Origin of the sequence: Pseudomonas sp. WS 5146 (genome assembly GCF_012985495.1) — a bacterium.
GTDB classification, from domain to species: Bacteria; Pseudomonadota; Gammaproteobacteria; order Pseudomonadales; family Pseudomonadaceae; genus Aquipseudomonas; species Aquipseudomonas edaphica.
Genome location: NZ_JAAQWL010000012.1, coordinates 46,334 through 65,438 on the forward strand (window position 1 = coordinate 46,334; position 19,105 = coordinate 65,438).

Annotated in this window: 14 protein-coding genes; 3 read left to right on the forward strand and 11 right to left on the reverse strand. The window is 61.3% G+C overall.

Going from position 1 to position 19,105, the window contains the following annotated elements:
• Positions 1 to 17: 17 nt before the first annotated feature.
• From HBO41_RS25125 to HBO41_RS29680, 5 genes are all read right to left on the reverse strand, one after another.
• The gene (locus HBO41_RS25125; RefSeq protein ID WP_169988145.1) at positions 18 to 1,280 is read right to left on the reverse strand and encodes an OprD family porin; all 1,263 of its coding nucleotides are present in this window, start codon (positions 1,278 to 1,280) and stop codon (positions 18 to 20) included.
• Between the two features lie 243 nt (positions 1,281 to 1,523).
• Entirely contained in the window at positions 1,524 to 2,381 is an 858-nt protein-coding gene (gene copD / locus HBO41_RS25130; RefSeq protein WP_169988147.1) for a copper homeostasis membrane protein CopD, read from the reverse strand.
• 3 nt (positions 2,382 to 2,384) lie between these two features.
• Positions 2,385 to 2,750 (reverse strand): copper homeostasis periplasmic binding protein CopC, encoded by a 366-nt coding sequence (gene copC / locus HBO41_RS25135; RefSeq protein WP_017136445.1) that lies wholly within the window; start codon positions 2,748 to 2,750, stop codon positions 2,385 to 2,387.
• Positions 2,744 to 3,211, reverse strand: a complete 468-nt coding sequence (locus tag HBO41_RS25140) for a GNAT family N-acetyltransferase (RefSeq protein ID WP_017136446.1) — start codon at positions 3,209 to 3,211, stop codon at positions 2,744 to 2,746. Before HBO41_RS25140 ends, copC begins: the two co-directional genes overlap by 7 nt.
• A gap of 75 nt (positions 3,212 to 3,286) precedes the next feature.
• Complete coding sequence (locus HBO41_RS29680) at positions 3,287 to 4,150, reverse strand: sensor domain-containing diguanylate cyclase (RefSeq protein WP_169988149.1); 864 nt, start codon at positions 4,148 to 4,150, stop codon at positions 3,287 to 3,289.
• Between the two features lie 188 nt (positions 4,151 to 4,338).
• Between HBO41_RS29680 and HBO41_RS25150 the strand changes: the two genes are divergently transcribed.
• Complete coding sequence (locus tag HBO41_RS25150) at positions 4,339 to 4,959, forward strand: TetR/AcrR family transcriptional regulator (RefSeq protein WP_017136448.1); 621 nt, start codon at positions 4,339 to 4,341, stop codon at positions 4,957 to 4,959.
• A 123-nt stretch (positions 4,960 to 5,082) separates the two neighbouring features.
• Here the strand turns inward: HBO41_RS25150 and preA are convergent, their stop codons facing one another.
• From preA to hydA, 3 genes are all read right to left on the reverse strand, one after another.
• On the reverse strand, positions 5,083 to 6,357 hold the full coding sequence (preA, locus tag HBO41_RS25155) for an NAD-dependent dihydropyrimidine dehydrogenase subunit PreA (RefSeq protein WP_017136449.1): 1,275 nt from the start codon (positions 6,355 to 6,357) through the stop codon (positions 5,083 to 5,085).
• Entirely contained in the window at positions 6,357 to 7,724 is a 1,368-nt protein-coding gene (locus HBO41_RS25160; protein ID WP_099550009.1) for an NAD(P)-dependent oxidoreductase, read from the reverse strand. The genes preA and HBO41_RS25160 overlap by 1 nt, the downstream gene beginning before the upstream one ends.
• Before the next feature lie 145 nt (positions 7,725 to 7,869).
• The gene (gene hydA, locus HBO41_RS25165) at positions 7,870 to 9,309 is read right to left on the reverse strand and encodes a dihydropyrimidinase (protein ID WP_169988151.1); all 1,440 of its coding nucleotides are present in this window, start codon (positions 9,307 to 9,309) and stop codon (positions 7,870 to 7,872) included.
• Positions 9,310 to 9,901: 592 nt separating this feature from the next.
• On the opposite strand from hydA, the gene HBO41_RS25170 reads away from it, so the two are divergent.
• Positions 9,902 to 11,389 (forward strand): NCS1 family nucleobase:cation symporter-1, encoded by a 1,488-nt coding sequence (locus HBO41_RS25170; protein WP_169988153.1) that lies wholly within the window; start codon positions 9,902 to 9,904, stop codon positions 11,387 to 11,389.
• A gap of 90 nt (positions 11,390 to 11,479) precedes the next feature.
• On the forward strand, positions 11,480 to 12,763 hold the full coding sequence (locus tag HBO41_RS25175) for a Zn-dependent hydrolase (RefSeq protein ID WP_169988155.1): 1,284 nt from the start codon (positions 11,480 to 11,482) through the stop codon (positions 12,761 to 12,763).
• Between the two features lie 516 nt (positions 12,764 to 13,279).
• Here the strand turns inward: HBO41_RS25175 and HBO41_RS25180 are convergent.
• From HBO41_RS25180 to HBO41_RS25190, 3 genes are read right to left on the reverse strand one after another with little or no spacing between them, the layout of a single operon-like run.
• Complete coding sequence (locus HBO41_RS25180; protein WP_169988157.1) at positions 13,280 to 14,698, reverse strand: efflux transporter outer membrane subunit; 1,419 nt, start codon at positions 14,696 to 14,698, stop codon at positions 13,280 to 13,282.
• A complete protein-coding gene (locus tag HBO41_RS25185) occupies positions 14,682 to 15,848 on the reverse strand; it encodes an efflux RND transporter periplasmic adaptor subunit (protein ID WP_099550015.1) in 1,167 nt (388 codons plus the stop codon). Before HBO41_RS25185 ends, HBO41_RS25180 begins: the two co-directional genes overlap by 17 nt.
• The gene (locus HBO41_RS25190) at positions 15,838 to 19,059 is read right to left on the reverse strand and encodes an efflux RND transporter permease subunit (RefSeq protein ID WP_169988159.1); all 3,222 of its coding nucleotides are present in this window, start codon (positions 19,057 to 19,059) and stop codon (positions 15,838 to 15,840) included. The genes HBO41_RS25185 and HBO41_RS25190 overlap by 11 nt, the downstream gene beginning before the upstream one ends.
• Between the last annotated feature and the right edge of the window lie 46 nt (positions 19,060 to 19,105).

The following is a 19,105-nucleotide window of genomic DNA, read 5'->3' on the forward strand; positions in this document are numbered from 1 at the left end:
TGCCTGCAGGGAGCGCGTTACAGCAACGAGATCGGGTAGCTGACAAAGATCCGATTCTCATCAAACTCGTTGTTGCTGAAATCCCGACGCATGGTCGAGTTGCGCCAGCGCACATTCAAATCCTTCAGTGTGCCGCTCTGCACCGTGTAGGCCAGCTCCGACTCGCGGCCCCATTCCTTGCCGTCGGTGATGGCGCCAGTGTGTACGTTATTGCCGCTGATATACCGGTTCATCATGGTCAGCCCCGGAATGCCGAGTACCACGAAGTTGAAGTCATGGCGTATCTGCCAGGATTTTTCCTTGGCATTGTCGTAGCTGGCGTTGTAGCTATCGTTGGCCAGGGTGCCGCCGCTGGTGCCGTTGACCCTCATCCACACGCTGTCGCCGGTGAGTTTTTGCAGGCCGACATAGAAGGCGTTGCCTTTGTATTTGGCCGAGAGCAGGGCGGAATAGGTTTTGTTATCGAGGTTGCCGGCCAGGGCGCTGCCGTCCTCCTTGCCATTGAAGAACCCCAGGTTGGCGCCAAACGTCCAGTCGCCGACCGGCTGGCTGTGGGTCAGGTTCAGGTATTGCTGCTGGTAGATGTCGGTGAGTTCGGCGTACCACACGCCGACCTGGGTGCGTTTGTCGTTGAAGGTGTATTCGCCGCCGCCGAAGTTGAAACGGTCCGAGGTGAACGCGGCTTTGCCGTTCATGAACATGTCTTCCATGCTCCCATCGTTGCGTGGGCTATTGCCGCGAAATTGCCCGCCGTAGAGCGTCAGCCCGGCGATTTCATTGGAGGTTACCTGGCCGCCACGAAAGGTCTGCGGCAAGGAGCGGCCGTCGTCCGAGCGCAGGATCGGCAGTACCGGCATCCATTCGCCAACTTTCAGTTCGGTTTTGGACAGCCGGGTTTTCAGTGCCACGCCCAGGCGTCCGAAATTGTCGGCAGGGCGGCCATCTCTGTCGAGCGGCAACAGTTGGGTGCCGCCGGTGCCTTTACCGCCATCGAGCTTCTGAGAATACAGGCCGAGTACGTCAATCCCGAAGCCCACGGTGCCTTGGGTAAAGCCGGATTTGGCGTCGAGAATGAAGTTCTGCGTCCATTCTTCGGCCTTGGCTTGTGGGTACGTGGGGTTGGTGAAATTGCGATTGAAGTAGGCATTGCGCAGGTTGAGCGTGGCTTTGGCATCGTCGATAAAGCCTTCTGCCTGGGCGCTGAGGGGCAGGGCGAGTGCCAGGCTGCTGAGGCTGATAAGACCGAGACGCGAGGAGGAATTACGGGCGAATTGAGGCACAGTGAAGCTCCCTTCCATTTTGTTGTTTTTATTATTTGTTATACGTTGTCGTACAACATTGCGAGGGATATTTGCGGGGTTTTCGGGGGCTGTCAAGCAGAAGTTATACGATGACCAAGAGCGCATCGATGAAAAGCGGGCACGGTCCATGTGGGAGCTGGCTTGCCTGCGATGGCATCGACGCGGTGTAACTGTGGGGCCGCGGTGTCTGCATCGCAGGCAAGCCAGCTCCCACAGAGATCTTCAGCCGGCCATCACCATCGGTGGCAAGGTGCCCAGCAGGGACACCGCGGCTACTGCTGCAATACCCAGCAACCATTCGAGCATCACACTGGCTTTCAAACTGCCCACTCGCTCCTCACAGCGCTCGATACGCAACCGGTTCAACAGCGCCAGCGCCAACATACCCAGCACCAGCAGCACCTTGATCAACAGAATCAGCGCAAACCCGTTAAACAGCGGCGTGGGCCACAGCTGCCCGGTCAGCACGCGAACATTGATCAAACCCGTTACCAGCAAACCGGCAACCAGGCCATAACCCACGCCGCTGAAGCGCTTGAGGATCGGCTCCAGCGCAGGCTTTGGCGACAGCCGCAGAATCAGCACCAGCAGCAACAACCCGCCCAGCCAAGCGCCGACGCACACCAGGTGCACCACTTGATTGAGGATCAGCAATTGGCCGCTCAGCCCATTGAGCATGGCGCCATGGCCGACCGGTGCCAGCGTCGCCAACTGCAGTGCGGTCAACGGCAGGCGCAAGGCCGGCCGGGGTTTGAGCAACACCACTACCAGCAGCAGGTTCAGCAACAGATGCCAGACCCACACCTGGCCGAAAAAGGTTTTGCCCAGCACCAACTGTACGGTGGCCGGTTGCAGCGCCGCGTCCCAGCTGTCCGCCATGCTGGCGGTGATCAACAGCAGCCAGGCCACGCCGGAGAACAACCCCAGCCAGGCCAGGGCGCGGGTGATGCGCAGCAGTTGTCGGTCGAGTACCGGTTGCACTTCGTTGCCCAGCAGCCAGGGCCTGAAGGCACAGGCCCCGAACATCAACAGCACGACGATGAAATGCACGAAGCGGCACAGCACCAGCAGGGTTGCCATGGGTTATTGGCCGACCTTGAAGGTGTACTCACCGTTGCTCTTGTGGGTGTCGACCGAGACGGCGTTCCACACCACTTTGTAGTTGCCGGCGGCCAGCGGCGCGGCGGGTGTGACCACCAGGGTTTTCTTGTCGGCGTCCGGGGTTTCCAGGCCTTTGATGGCGAGTTCGGTGCCGTCTTTGCTCAGGGACACTTTGGTGAAGGTGGCCTCGACGCCTTCGCTGAAGGTCAGGCGCAGGTCGGCGGGCGCAGCAACCGTGCTGTCTGCCGCCGGTGTCGAACTTTTGAGATGGGCGTGGGCAAATGCCGCAGAGGCGCCCAGCAGGGAAGCGAGCAGGGTGACAGTGGTGAGGGCTTTCTTGATCAGCATTGTTCAGTACCTTCAAGTGAGTGAGTCGGTAATGCCATGTGCAACAAGGGAAAGGGTTTGCCTTCGCCATCCAGCGGCGAGCGCGCGACCTGGATAAAACCATAATGCAGATAGAAACCCACGGCCTGCGGGTTTTGTTCGTTGACGTCCACGGTCAGCGTGTCATGACGGGCGCGGGCGTGGTCGAGCAATTGGCGGCCGACGCCCTGGCCGCGGCGCTCGGGGTCGATAAACAGCATTTCGACGTTATGCCCGCCAGTGCCGATAAAACCGGCGATACCGTGGTGGTCTTCATACACCCACACGTCGAGGGCCGGCATTGGCAGGTAGGCGTCGCGCACCAGCGGCAGCAAACGCTGGATGTCGTCCTCGGGGAGGAAGTCATGGGTGGCTCGCACCGAGCGCTCCCACAGTGCGCCCAGCACCGGGTCGTCGGCGGCCACGCGAGGTCGAATAGTCATTGCAATGATCCTTCAAGTGGACCGCGATCCTAACCAATCCGTTTTTGGCGGGAAAGGTTCGGGTAGGAAGTTTCATCACTCGGCGGCCAACCGCAGCCTTTTTATCCTGTACATATCGCTGTCTGCGTGGCTGAGCAGGGTATCGGCGTCTGCACCGTCGGCCGGATAAAACGCCACGCCCACACTGCACGACGGCATCTTGACCGGGCCAAACTCAGCGCCCAGCGGCTCGGCCATGGCCGCGAGAATTTGCGCGACTTTGGCGCTAACCGTTTCGTGTGACTGCACATCGGTCAGCAACACCGTGAATTCGTCGCCGCCCATGCGCGCCACCAGGTCGCTGTCACGCACGCAACGTTCCAGCCGCCGTGCAATCACGCAGAGCACGCGATCGCCCACCGCGTGGCCATGCACATCGTTGATGCCCTTGAAGTCATTGACGTCCAGAAACAGCAACGCCAGCCGGGTGTTATGACGCTGTGCGGTGTGCAGGGCCGACGCCAGGCCATCGTTGAACAACGAGCGGTTGGTGAGTGCCGTCAGCGGGTCATGGTGGGCGAGGAAGCGCAGTTCCTCCTCGGCCTGGGTGAGCGCCGTCCCGTCGCGCGCCACGCCGATGCGCGCGCCGACTTCTTCGGACCAGAACGCCGCCCACAGGATGTGCACCACGCTGCCATCCTTGCGCAGATAACGGTTGCGAAAATCCACATGGGGCCGGCCATTCATGACCCGCACAATCGAAGCCCGCGTGCGCGCCAGGTCTTCGGGGTGCATGTAGTCGGTAATGGGCGTGCCGGTCAGTTCATCGGCGCGGTAACCGAGCAGGGCTTCGCAGGCATCGCTGACAAACACGATCAGGTTGTCACTGTCGACCACGAAGACCGTGTCCAGCATCAAGTGGATCAATTTCGGGTAGAGGGCGTGCAGGTCAACGGCCATAGGTCAGGGGTGTCCGGTTCAGATGCGCCGATCATAGCTCGATCACGCAGGCTGACGCCTTGGAATACTGCGGGCTTTGAAGCGCTGGCGCCGATCTGGCGATCAATGGCGTGTAGCCTAATGAGGCGGTTCATGATGTGATGGTTGAAAATGAATTGTATTTAAAAGTGACTGGGGCTCCATCATCCATGGGCAATCACAAGATCGGTATCCGGCGCAGCAACGTCGAGAAAATCCTGCTGGCGGCAGAGAAAGTCTTTGCCGAGAAGGGCTATGGCAGCACCGCCATGGCCGATATTGCCGAAGAAGTGCAACTGCCGCGCTCCAACCTGCATTACTACTTCAGCACCAAAAGCGAGCTGTACAGCGCCGTGCTGTTCGACCTGCTGGACCTGTGGAAGCAGGACGCCCTGAGCTTTGAAACCTTCGATGACCCGCGCGTGGTGCTCAGCAGTTACATCCGCGCCAAGATGCAGCGCTCACGCACGCGGCCGCATGGTTCGAAAGTCTGGGCGAATGAAATCATCCACGGCGCGCCGACCCTCGGTGAGGCGCTGGACGAAAGCCTGTACGACTGGGCCAAGATGAAGGAGGCGAAAATTCGTCAGTGGGTGGAAGACAAGCGCATCCTGCCGGTGGAGCCGTCGAGCCTGCTGTATATGATTTGGGCCTCGACCCAGCACTATGCGGACTTTGATCACCAGGTGAAGATCTTGAATGATCACCAGCCGTTGTCGGACAGGCAGTTCGAGAAGGCAATCCAGACGGTGACCAGTGTGATTTTGCGTGGGATTGGCTTGGAGCCTTGATGATCGTTCCCACGCTCTGCGTGGGAATGCCTCACTGGACGCTCTGCGTCCGCTCTTGGGACGCGGAGCGTCCCTGGCTGCATTCCCACGCGGAGCGTGGGAACGATCATTTCAAAAGGTAACTTACACAGCCTCGCGGTAAGGGTTACGCGGATCCTGCGTCCAGTTCAAAAACGGCTTGCCCGTTTCTATCGGCACCATCTCGATGCAATCGGCCACCGGGCAAGTGATCTGGCACAAATTGCAGCCAACACACTCATCATCAATCACCTCGTATTTGTGCGTGCCGTCCGCCTGCTTCAAGCTGGCAATCGCCTGGTGCGAGGTGTCCTCGCAGGCAATATGGCAACGCCCGCAGCCGATACACGCCTCCTGATCGATCTTGGCAATTACCTGATAGTTGATATCCAGGTACTTCCAATCCGTGGTATTGCCCACCGCCCGCCCGGAAAACGCCTGCAGGCTGGCGTAACCCTGGCTGTCCATCCACCGCGACAGCCCGTCCTTCATCTCTTCCACAATCCGAAACCCATGCAGCATCGCCGCCGTGCACACCTGCACCGCGCCGCAGCCCAGGGCGACAAATTCCGCCGCGTCGCGCCAGTTGCCAATGCCGCCGATGCCGCAGATCGGCAGCCCTTGGGTCTGCGGGTCGCGGGCGATTTCGGCGACCATGTTCAACGCAATCGGCTTGACCGCCGAGCCGCAATAACCGCCATGGGTACTTTGCGTGCCGACCACCGGCAGGGCGACCATGCGCTCCAGGTCCACACTGGTGATGGAGTTGATGGTGTTGATCAGCGACACCGCATCCGCGCCGCCGCGATACGCCGCGCGTGCCGCCACGCGGATGTCGGTGATGTTCGGCGTGAGCTTGACGATCACCGGCAGCGAGCAGTAGGTCTTGCACCAGCGCGTCACCTGTTCCACATACTCCGGCACCTGGCCGACCGCTGCGCCCATGCCGCGCTCGGGCATGCCGTGGGGGCAGCCGAAGTTCAGCTCGATGCCATCGCAACCGGTGGCCTCCACCAGCGGCAGGATGTTCTTCCAGGACTCTTCAACGCACGGCACCATCAGCGACACGATCAATGCGCGGTCGGGCCAATCCTTTTTCACCTGGGTGATTTCCTTGAGGTTGATCTCCAGGGAGCGGTCGGTGATCAACTCGATATTGTTGATGCCCAGTACCTCGCGGTTGGCGCCATAGTGCGCCGAGTAACGGGAAGATACGTTGACCGCCGCCGGGTCTTCACCGAGGGTTTTCCACACCACGCCGCCCCAGCCGGCTTCGAAGGCGCGGACCACGTTGTAGGCCTTGTCGGTGGGCGGCGCGGAGGCCAGCCAGAACGGGTTGGGGGCTTTGATACCGGCAAATACAATCGAGAGATCGGCCATTACGCAGCCTCCACGTTCAGCATGAGTTGGGCGTGCATGGCTTCGGCGGCCAGCTTGCCGTGTTGCACAGCCTGCACGGTGAGGTCCTGGCCGAGGCTGACGCAATCGCCACCGGCATAGACGCCTGGGATACTGGTTTGCAGCTGCTCGTCGACGAAGATGCGTTCGCCCACGCGGTGCAGTTGCTGAGCCAACGGGTCGTGCAGCGCCTCGTTGTCAAAACCCTGGCCGATGGCTTTGAAGATCGCGTCGCAGGCCAGTTCAAAGGTCTCGCCAGTGGGGAGCAGGCGACCGTTCTCCATGTGCGTGCGCAAAAAACGCATGCCGCGCACACGGCCTTGATCATCCAGCAACACTTCATCCGGTTGAGCCCAGGTCAGCAGCCGTACCTGATTGGCCTTGGCAATCTCTTGTTCATGGTGAGTGGCGCCCATGTCGGCCAAGCCACGGCGGTACACCAGGTTGACATCGCGGGCGCCCAGGCGGGCCATTTGCACGGCCATGTCGATGGCGGTATTGCCGGCGCCGAGCACGATGCAGCGGTCGGCCAGCGGCAGTTGGCTCAAGTCATCGGCCTGGCGCAGTTCGCGGATATAGTCGGTGGCGGCGAGCAGGCCGGGCGCATCTTCATGGGGCAAGCCCAGCTGTTTGCTGGCGGCAAGGCCGAGGCCCAAGAATACCGAATCGAATTGCTGATGCAGTTCGCTCAACGTCAGGTTGCTACCCAGGCGCTGGCCGTGACGGATCTCGATGCCGCCGATCTGCAGGAGGAAATCCAGCTCCTTCTGGGCGAAGTCATCCACCAGCTTGTATTTGGCGATCCCGTATTCGTTCAGGCCGCCAGCTTTTTCCCGTGCTTCGAAAATCACCACGTCATGGCCATGCAGGGCCGCGCGGTGTGCGCAAGCCAGGCCCGCAGGCCCGGCGCCGACCACGGCGATGCGTTTACCGGTCGGTGCAGCGCGCTGGAACGGGTGTTCGCGAAAGTGCGCGTTGTCGATGGCGTAGCGCTGCAACAGGCCGATCAGCACCGGCGCGCATTCTTCGGCGTTGTTACGTACGCAGGCTTGCTGGCACAGAATCTCGGTGGGGCACACGCGAGCGCAGCTGCCGCCGAGGATATTGGCCGAGAGGATTTTCTGCGCGGCGCCCTGCACGTTCTCGGTGTGGATATTGCGGATGAACGACGGGATGTCGATTTCGCTGGGGCACGCATTCACGCAAGGCGCGTCGTAGCAATACAGGCATCGCGAGGCTTCCAGTTGCGCCTGGCGGGCGTTGAGGGGCGGCGCCAGGTCGGTGAAGTGGCTGGCGAGTGTCGGCCCATCTTCATGGGGATGGGGGAGGTGGGTCAGGGTCTGGATCACGGTTTTGGCCTCACGGTTTTTTTGGGATTGCCTCTGGCGGGCATTTTTTTTGCCTGTACCGGCCTCATCGCAGGCAAGCCAGCTCCCACATTTGAATGTGTTCGCACATCAACATGTGGGAGCTGGCTTGCCTGCGATAGCGGTCTCAGCGCTTTACAGCAGTGGGCCTGGAATGCTCAGCCCGCTTGCTCAACTGCTCAAACACCGCCGGGTACGCCGGCCGTTCCACATACCGCCCGGCACCGCGCTCGGCGCGCAAATCACCATCGGCCCATACCAGCTTGCCCTGGCTGATGGTGTGGCTCGGCACGCCGCGCACGGTCTTGCCTTCGAAGATGTTGAAGTCGACTTTCTGATGGTGGGTCTTGGCCGAAATCGTGCGTGTGCCCTGGGGGTCCCACAGCACCAGGTCTGCATCGGCACCCACGCGGATCGCGCCTTTGCGCGGGTAGAGATTGAAGATCTTCGCGGTATTGGTCGACGTCAGCGCGACGAACTCCTGCATCGACAACCGCCCGGTGTTCACGCCCTCGTGCCACAGCAGTGCCATGCGGTCTTCGATACCGGCGGTGCCGTTGGGGATCTTGCTGAAGTCATCACGGCCGGCAGCTTTTTGCTCGGCGCAGAAGCAGCAGTGGTCGGTGGCGGTGGTGTGCAGGTTGCCGGACTGCAAGCCGTGCCAGAGTGCTTCCTGATGCCCTCGCGGGCGGAACGGCGGGCTCATCACATAGCCTGCGGCGGTTTGCCAGTCGGGGTGCTGGTACACGCTGTCATCCAGCAGCAAGTGCCCGGCGAGCACTTCGCCGTAGACCGGCTGGCCTTTGCCACGGGCGTAGGTGATTTCATCCAGTGCCTCCTGGGTCGACACATGCACCAGGTACAACGGCGTGCCGATGGTCTCGGCGATGCGAATGGCGCGGCTGGCGGCCTCACCTTCCACCTGGGACGGACGCGACAGTGGATGCGCTTCCGGCCCGGTAATGCCCTGGGCCATCAACTTGCGTTGCAGGTGATACACCAGTTCACCGTTCTCTGCGTGCACCGTCGGCACCGCGCCCAGTTCCAGGCAGCGTTCGAAGCTGGCGACCAAGGTGTCATCCGCCGCCATGATTGCGTTCTTGTAGGCCATGAAGTGCTTGAAGCTGTTGATGCCATGGTGGCTGACCAACTCGGCCATCTCCTCGCGCACCTGCTCGCTCCACCAGGTGATCGCCACGTGAAAACCGTAGTCGGAGGCGGATTTTTCCGCCCAGCCGCGCCACTGGTGAAAGGCCTCCATCAGTGATTGCTGCGGGTTGGGAATCACAAAGTCGATGATCGAGGTGGTGCCACCTGCCAGACCTGCCGCCGTGCCACTGAAAAAGTCTTCACTGGCCACAGTGCCCATGAAGGGCAGTTGCATGTGCGTATGCGGGTCGATGCCGCCGGGCATCAAGTATTGGCCACTGCCATCGAGTGTTTCAGTGCCGGCGGGAACGTCCAGATTCGTGCCAATAGCGCGAATTAGACCGTCTGCGCATAACACATCGGCGCGGTAACTTTCATCATGGGTAATAACGGTGGCGCCACGGATCAACAGCGACATGTCGAGTTCCTCACAGGCTTGACCGGCTTGTGCCAGTTCTAAGTGTTGTAATGCTGCTTGCCGATGCAGGGTTTAATCCTGTCATCGGTGACAGGAATAGAAACTAGCCCGAGTTTTTCGAATGGGCAAGAAGATTTTTTATAAGCATATATCGTTATTAATTTATTGATTTATAAGGATAAAAACTAAAAATCACCAAAATGTAGCGCCCCTTCACCATTTTGACGCACTTGACAGGTTCTTGAATTGAGCAACATTTCTTATTGCAAATCAGGCGCTTGAGACATGCCGCTTGACGGCGTGGGTAAATAAAAATAATTGTGTTGCACCAGATTGAGTCCTGACAGTTCGGGCAACTTTCGCGTTATTTAGCCTGAGTAAGGCGACAAGTACCCAGGGCACAATCGGAAAGCTGATAAACATCAGCGAGTTATATAAGCGGTGCGGGTTCAGATGCGGTTGTCGGCACGGATTTTGAGTGCAGTGGCGGCTGGCCGAGCCCGTGATGTCATGTTGTTTACGAGGTACTCCGGCCATCCGGCGCCACGCGCTGGATGAGCAACAATAATTTTAAAAAAACCGTGGAGCGGCCATGCAACAGAACAGATCGCAAGTCATTGAACGCAACGGCCTGTATGAACTCGACGCCGGCCCCGACGTCCTCGACAGCCCACGCTACAACCACGACATGGCACCGACCAAGGTGCATGAACGCACCTGGAACAAGTGGCACATCACTGCGCTGTGGGTCGGTATGTCGATCTGCGTGCCGACCTACACCCTGGGCGGGGTGCTCACCGCCTATTTCGGGCTGTCGGTGGGCGAGGCGCTGATCGCGATTTTGCTCGCCAACATCGTGGTGCTGATCCCGCTGACCCTTAACGCTTTCCCGGGTACCAAGTACGGCATTCCGTTTCCGGTGCTGTTGCGTTCGTCCTTCGGCATCCTCGGCTCCAACGTGCCGTGCCTGATTCGCGCGCTGGTGGCCTGTGGCTGGTTTGGCATCCAGACGATGTTCGGCGGGCTGGCGATTCACCTGTTCCTGGGCTCGATTTTCGAAGGTTGGAAGTCCCTTGGTGGCACCGGTGAAGTGATCGGCTTCATGATTTTCTGGACCCTGAACCTGTGGGTGGTGCTGCGCGGCGCCGAGTCGATCAAGCGCCTGGAAACCTTGTCGGCGCCGCTGCTGGTGGCGGTGGGAATAGGCTTGCTGGTGTGGGCGATGCCGAATGTGTCGCTGAGTGAACTGATGGCGATTCCACCCAAGCGCCCCGAAGGCGCAAGCCTCACCGGTTACTTCATGGCCGGGCTGACAGCCATGGTCGGGTTCTGGGCCACCTTGTCGCTGAACATTCCCGACTTCAGCCGCTACGCCAAAAGCCAGAAGGACCAGATTCTCGGGCAGATTTTCGGCCTGCCGCTGACCATGTTCCTGTTCGCCGCCCTCGGCGTGATCATGACCGCGGCGTCGGTGAAGCTGGTGGGTGTCAGCGTCTCCGATCCCGTCACCCTGATCGGGCACATTCAGAGTCCGGTGTGGGTCGCCATCGCCATGGCGCTGATCATCATCGCCACCTTGTCCACCAACACCGCCGCGAACATCGTCTCGCCCACCAACGACTTTCAGAACATCGCGCCCAAGCTGATCAACCGCACCACGGCGGTGATCCTCACCGGCCTGGTCGGGCTGGCATTGATGGCCCACGAACTGCTGAAAAAACTCGGGCTGATTGTCTCGGATGTGAGCCTGGAAACCGTGTATTCCAACTGGTTGCTGGGCTATTCCAGCCTGCTCGGCCCGATTGCCGGGATTATGGTGGTGGACTATTTCATTACGCGCAAACAGCAACTGGACCTGGCCGGTTTGTACCGCGACGACGTGTACCCGGCATGGAACTGGAGCGGCTTTGTTGCCTTCGGCGTGCCGGTGGTGCTGACCTTGCTGTCGCTGAGCAGTGATGCGTTCAGCTGGTTTTACAGCTACGGCTGGTTCACCGGCTCGGCGTTGGGTGGGGTGCTGTATTACGGCCTGAATGCCAAGCGTGGCATCAGACCGGTCGCCGCCAAATCACCTGTGTAAATACGGTCACTGTGGGAGCTGGCTCCCACACAAGCTCGGTTCACATTGGATCGAGTTAAATCATAAGAAACACAGCCTGAGGAGATCCCCATGAACGCTGCCCTGGACGTTCTGCAATCGACCCATCAGCACATCAACCGCGACCGCCTGTGGCAGTCGCTGATGGACCTGGCCAAACTTGGCGCCACGCCCAAGGGCGGTGTTTGTCGCCTGGCCCTTACCGATCTCGACCGCAAGGCCCGCGACCTGTTTGTGCAGTGGTGCGAAGCAGCCGGTTGCACCGTGACCATCGATGGCATCGGCAATATTTTCGCCCGACGCCCTGGCCGCAATCCCAACCTTCCACCGGTGATGACCGGCAGCCATATCGACACCCAGCCTACGGGCGGCAAGTTCGACGGCTGCTTCGGCGTGCTGGCGGGCGTGGAAGTGCTGCGCACTCTCAATGACCTCAAGATCGAAACCGAAGCGCCGCTGGAAGTGGTGGTGTGGACCAACGAAGAAGGCTCACGCTTCCCGCCGTGCATGATGGGCTCGGGCGTGTTTGCCGAGAAATTCAGTTTGGCTGATACCTTGGCCAAGGTTGATGTGGACGGCGTCAGCGTGGGCGATGCGTTGAATGCGATTGGCTATGCGGGCACGCGTGCTGTCAGTGGCCACAAGGTGGGCGCGTATTTCGAAGCGCATATCGAGCAAGGCCCGATTCTGGAGGACGAGAAGAAAACCATCGGCGTGGTGCTGGGGGCATTGGGGCAGAAGTGGTTCGACCTGAAATTGCGCGGTGTTGAGGCGCATGCAGGGCCGACGCCGATGCACCTGCGCAAGGATGCGCTTGTGGGCGCGGCCGCCGTGGTGGCGGCGGTGAATGCCGCGGCGTTGGGGCATCAACCCCATGCGTGCGGCACTGTCGGTTGCCTGCAAGCCTACCCAGGCTCACGCAACGTGATCCCCGGTGAAGTGCGCATGACGTTGGACTTGCGCCACCTGGAACCCGCGCGGCTGGATTCGATGATTGCGCAGGTGCGCAAGGTGATCGATGAGACCTGTGCCAAGCATGGGCTGACGTTCGAGCTGGAACCCACTGCTGACTTCCCGCCGTTGTACTTCGACAAAGGCTGCGTGGACGCGGTGCGCGATGCGGCGAACGGGTTGGGTTTGTCGAACATGGATATCGTCAGCGGGGCAGGGCACGACGCGATCTTTGTCGCTGAACTGGGCCCGGCGGGGATGATCTTCGTGCCATGTGAAGGAGGCATCAGCCATAACGAAATCGAGAATGCCGCACCGGATGATCTGGCGGCAGGGTGTGCCGTCTTGCTGCGGGCGATGGTGGCGGCGTCGGCGGCGATTGCCAGTGGGAAGCTTGCTGCCTGATAGGGGGCTATCGCAGTACAGGTATCTAAGCAACTTCTGTTGAATACAAAGTCTGTGGCAAGCGGGCTGTTGTGGCAGCTTTAAAAAGGTGGGTAGATACCTATGCTCATCGCAGGCAAGCCAGCTCCCACCTTTAGTCCCAGCTGTGCTTTGCAGATCGTTCCCACGCTCTGCGTGGGAATGCCGCTCTGGACGCTCTGCGTCCACCCTTAAAGTCGTGACGCGGAGCGTCACCGGCTGCATGCCCACGCGGAGCGTGGGGACGATCTACAGGGAGTCTCTAAGCAACTTCTGTTGAATACAAAGTCTGTGGCAAGCGGGCTGTTGTGGCGAGCAGGCTTGCCCTGCGTTGGGCTGCGCAGCAGCCCCAAAAAACAGACGCAGAGTTGCAGATCGTTCCCACGCTCTGCGTGGGAATGCCGCTCTGGACGCTCTGCGTCCGCCCTTAAAGTTGTGACGCGGAGCGTCACCGGCTGCATGCCCACGCGGAGCGTGGGGACGATCTACAGGGGAGTCTCAGGCGCCGGGTTGCCAGCCACCGCCGAGGGCCGTGACTAACCCTACACTCGCCTGCAATTGCCGCGTTTGCACCGCCTGCAAGGTCCGCTGCGCCTGCAACGCTGCCGTTTGCGCGGTCACCACATCCAGATAGCTCACGGCCCCGGCCTGATAGCTGTTCATCGCCAATGCCTGCGTATGCTGCGCCGCATCCGCTGCCGCTTGCTCATCCTGGGCTTCCTGCTGCAGGTCCCGCAATTGCGCCAGGTTATCTTCCACCTCACGCACCGCTTTGAGCACATGGCTACGGTACTGCGCCGACGCCTCTTCAAACTCGGCCTTGGCCTGCCGTTCATTGGCGCTCAGCCGCCCACCATCAAAGATCGGCAGATTCACCAACGGCCCCAGCGCCCAGTAGCGGTTGCCGGCAGACAGCAGGTTGCCAACCCCTTGGGTCTGCCCACCGATTAACCCGGTGAGACTGAAATCCGGATACCACGCCGCCTTGGCCACGCCAATATTGGCATTGGCCGCGAACACCCGCCGTTCCGCCGCCGCAATGTCCGGACGACGTTGCAGCAGGTGGCTCGGCAGTTGCGATGGGATGCCCGGAAGGGCAATCAATTGCCGGCTTGGCGGCAACGTGAAGTTGCTGGCTGCCACCCCCACCAATTCACCAATGGCGTGCTCGGTGAGGTTGCGTTGCCCGCGCACTTCATCCAGCTGGGCTTTGGCTTCGGCCAACTGGTTTTGCGCACGGGTCAGGTCGAGTTCGGAAGCAATCTGGCCTTCGTATCGGCTGCGCGTCAGTTGCAGCGCCTGGCTGAAATCCTCCAGCGAGCTATTGAGGATCCGACTCTGTGCATCCAGCCCATTGAGCTGCACATACAGGGTCGCCAATTGATGCTGCAGGCTCAGGCGCGCCACTGCCAGGTCATCCCCGGAGGCTTGTGCCTGGGCGTCGCCCGCTGCGACCTGGTTGCGGATCTTGCCCCACAGGTCCAGGTCGTAGCTCAGCGAAAACGCTGCGGTATTGCTGTTGTACACCGATGGCTGCGTATCGCCACGCAGCGGCCGCGAATCCGATTGCCGCTGGCGCAATGGCTGCGCGCTGGCGGTGATTTGCGGGAACAGCCCGGCATGCAATTGGCTGGCATACGCCTGGGACGCATCAAAGTGAGCCAGCGCCGCCGCCAGGTCCGGGTTGGCGTTGAGCAGTTGCTGTTGCAGGTCATTGAGGTGCGGGTCGTTGTAGAGCTTCCACCATTCGGGTGCCAGTTGGTCGGACGGTTGTGCGCTGTGCCACGGGCCATCGCTGGTCTGTTCGCGGTAGCCGGCCGGCAGGTCAACGGCGGGCACCTTGTAGGTGGGCGCCATCGAGCAACCCTGCAAGGCCAATAGTACCAACGCCGCTAGGGGGTTAAACCTTGCGCGCATGCGCACCTCCGGCTTGGGCAAGCTCTACCGGGTCGCCTTCGCGCAGGGCGTCGGGAGGGTTGTCGACCACGCGGTCGGCGGGTTTGAGGCCTTGGTCGATCACCAGGCGTTCGCCCAGGTCCAGGCCGATGTGGATGTCTTGCAGGTGCACATGGTTCTGCGCGTCCAGCACCGCCACTTGGGTGCCTTGGGCGCGGAAGATCAAGGCGCTGGCCGGGATGCTCACGCCGTGGGTGTCGGCCGGGATTGGCAGCGTGGCTTCGGCGTAGTCACCGGGCAGCAGTTCGCCGTTGGGGTTGTCGGCGACAAACTGCGCAAGCAGGGTGCCGGAACGGCGGTCGATGGCGGTGGAGTCGCCGATCAGGCGCGCCTTGAAGTGCTCGCCAGGGTGCTCGGGTACGGTCAGCTCGGCCTCAAGCCCAGGGTGGATCACCGACGCGTAGTTCTGCGGCACCGGCACATACAGACGCAGTTGGTGAGTGTCGGCGATGTTGAACAGTTCCGGGTCGCTGTCGGTGTCGGCCTTGATCAACTGGCCGATATCGGTGTTGCGCGCGGTGATGGTGCCGGCGAACGGAGCGCGGATGGTCTTGTAGCTTTCCAGCGCCGACAGCCGCGCATAGTCGGCAGCGGCGGCCTCGGCGTTGGCTTTGGCGGCAGCGGCGTTGGAGGTTTTTTCATCCGCCTCCTGACGCGACACCGAATGGCTGGCGAGCAGGTTCTGCCAGCGTGTGGCGGTGGTTGCGGCCAGGCGTGCGTTGGCCTGTTCCTGGAGCAGGCGCGCGTGGGTTTGCGCCAGTTGCTGGTCGAGGTCCGGGCTGTCGATTTCAGCGAGGATTTGCCCGGCTTTGACCTGGCTGCCGATGTCGACTTTCCAGTCCTTCAAGTAACCGCTCACCCGCGCATGGATCGGCGCCTTGCTCCAGGCGTCGAGGTGCGCGGGCAGGCGCAGGGTATCGCCGGCCGCGTTCTGCTTGGGCTGGAACACCATCACCTGAGGGATGGCGGCGGTTTCGGTCCAGGCCGTAACCGCCTCTTCGTGGGTGGTGCGGGCGTGCAGGCCGTTAGCGACCAACAGGGCGGCCAAGGTGAGGCCGCCGACACCCAGGAGCATCAGACGCTTGCGCGAGGGTTTGTGATCAGACGACATGTGAAGTTTCTCCAGCAGCTGCGCGAGTAGGGTGACGACCGTGGACCAGGCTGAAGACCACGGGTACAAACAACAATGTGGCGATGGTGGCGAAGATCAAGCCACCGATAACGGCGCGGCCGAGCGGGGCGTTCTGCTCCTCGGAAATCGCCAGCGGCAACATGCCGATGATCATCGCCAGGGCGGTCATGCACACCGGGCGGAAGCGCGTGTAACCGGCTTCCATGGCCGCCTTCAGCGCGTCGCCATGTTCGGCCAGGCGTTCACGGCAGAAGCTCACCACCAGGATTGAGTTGGCGGTAGCCACGCCCATACAGAGGATGGCGCCGGTGAGTGCCGGCACCGACAACGAGGTGCCGCTGAGGAACAGCATCCACACAATCCCCGCCAGTGCGGCCGGCAGTGCAGTGATGATCACAAACGGGTCAGCCCACGACTGGAAGTTGACCACGATCAGCAGGTAGATCAGCACCACGGCGCCGAGCAAGCCGAAGCTCAACCCGCTGAACGCTTCATGCAGCGCATCGATCTGCCCGTGCAGGCTGATCACCGCGCCTTTGGGGCGCATGGAGGCGGTGTCATCCAGCACCTTTTGCACGTCACGGGCCACGCCGCCGAGGTCGCGGCCTTGCACGTTGGCATACAGGTCCAGGGTCGGCTCGATGTTGTAGTGGGTCACCACCGCCGGGCTTTGCACGCGAGAGATGCTCGCCACGCCGCCGAGGATTTGCGATTGCCCATCGGCACCGGTCACCGGCAAGGCTTCCAGTGACGGCAAGCTGTCGAGGCGGTATTGCGGGGTGGCGGCGACGATGGAGTACGACACGCCGTTGGCCGGGTTAAGCCAGAACGTCGGCGCCACCTGTGAGCTGCCGGCGAGCGAGGCAACCATGCTGTTGGTCACGTCACGCTCGGTGATGCCCAGGCCATTGGCACGCATACGGTCGACGTTCACTTGCAACGACGGGTAGCCGGTGGACTGCTGGATGCGCAGGTCGGCAATGCCCGGAATATGTTGCAGGCGGCGCTCCAGTTCGATGGCGTAGGCGCGGTTTTCCGCATCGCTGCGCCCGGAGATTTTCACGTCCAGCGGCGCCGGGGCACCGAAGTTGAGAATCTGGCTGCTGATGTCGGCAGGCAGGAACGCAAAGTGGCTGCCGGGGAAGCTTTGCGGCAAGGCTTCACGCAGTTTTTTCACGTAGTCGGCGGTCGGCGCGTGGTCCTTTTTCAAGCTGACCTGGATGTCGCCGTCCTGCGGGCCGATGGTGCCGCTGCTGCTGTAGGCCATGTCGATGCCGCTGAGCGGGATGCCGATGTTGTCGACGATGGTGTCGAGTTGCTCGGCCGGGATCACTTCGCGAATCCGCGCTTCAATGCGGTCGAACGCCGCCGCGCTTTCTTCAATACGCGTGCCCAATGGCAGGCGCACATGCAGGGCAAGCGCTCCGGCGTCGGTGGCCGGGAAGAAGTCCTGGCCCAGGCTCGGCAACAGCAGGAACGAGGCCAGCACGCAGGCCAGGAAACCGACGATAAAGCGCTTGCGTGCGCCCAGCGCCAAGGTCAGCAGGCCGTGGTAGGTGTCACGGATATTCGAGAAATGGCGTTCGAAACCCTGCTGGAAGTTCAGCACCGATTGCAGCACACGGTTGCGCGGTTTCTTGTGCTGTTCACCTTCGTGATGGTTGATGAATTCATCTTCCGGGTGATGCCCTGGCCCTTGTTCCGGCACATGCGGCTTGAGCAAAAACATCGCCAGGGTCGGCACCAGGGTTCGCGAGAGAATGAACGAGCTGGCCATGGCGAAAATCACCGCCAGCGCCATCGGCCGGAACAGGTAACCGGCGATGCCTTGCAGCAGGAACATCGGCACAAACACGATGCAGATACACAGCAGCGACACAAACGCCGGGCCGACGATCTGCGCGGCGCCGTCGAGGATCGCGGTCTTCACCGCCTTGCCTTGTTCCAGGTGCCAGTTGATGTTTTCGATGGTCACCGTGGCATCGTCCACCAGAATCCCCACCGCCAATGCGAGCCCGCCGAGGGTCATCACGTTGAGGGTTTGCCCGGTGGCCGCCAGCAATGCAATGGCCGACAACACCGCCAACGGAATCGAGGCGGCGATGATCAAGGTGGAGCGCCAGCTGCCGAGGAACAGCAGGATCATCGCACTGGTCAGCAGCGCCGCGATGATGCCTTCCTGGGCCACGCTACCCACCGATTGTTTGACGAACACCGAGGCGTCGCCCAGCAGTGAGGTCTTCAGCGACGGCGGCAGGGTTTCATTGATGCGCGGCAGCATCTGGCGGATGCCGTCGATGATCGACAGGGTAGAGATACTGCCGTTTTTCAACGCTGGCATCAGCACCGCGCGGTGGCCGTCGACGCGCACGATGTTGGTCTGCGGCGGCGAGCCGTCACGCACGTGGGCCACTTGGCCGATGGTGATGATTGCGCCGTCGACCGTCTTGATCGGCAGGTCGTTGAGCTCATCAATCGCCTTGGGGCTGTTGTTGAGCAGGATCGTGTATTCGTTGGGGCCGAGTTTGGCGGTACCCACTGGAATAATCTGGTTTTGCAGTGCCAGGGCGTTGCCCACGTCCTGTGCCGACAAGCCTTTGGCGGCCAGCGCCTGCGGGTCGAGGTCGAGGGTGATCTGGCGTTGCTTGCCACCCATTGGCGTGGGCATGGCCAGGCCGGGCAGGGCGCTCAAGGGCAGGCGGATATTGTTCTGTACCAGGTCGCGGATCTTGGCTTCCGAGAGGCTGGGGCTGGAAAACGCCAGTTGCAGGATCGGCACCGTGGAGGCGCTGTAGTTGAGGATCAGCGGCGGCGTGATGCCCGGTGGCATCTGCTTGAGCACGGTCTGTGACACGGCCGTGACTTGGGCGTTGGCGGTGCGGATATCCACACCCGGTTGGAAGAAGATTTTCACGATGCCCATGCCGGGCAACGATTGCGATTCGATGTGTTCGATGTCGTTGACAGTGGTGCTCAAGGAGCGTTCGTAGGTGTAGATCACCCGACCGGCCATGGCGTCCGGGGACAGGCCGTTGTACTGCCAAACCACAGCGACGACGGGGATGCCGATATCGGGAAAAACATCCGTGGGGGTTCGCAGGGCCGCCATCGGCCCGATGATGCAGATGAATATGGCCAACACGATAAACGTGTAGGGCTTTTGCAGTGCGGTCTTTACCAGCCCGAGCATGCGTGAACCTCCGAGGGAGCAGGATTGCAAACCCCGGCAGTCTTGC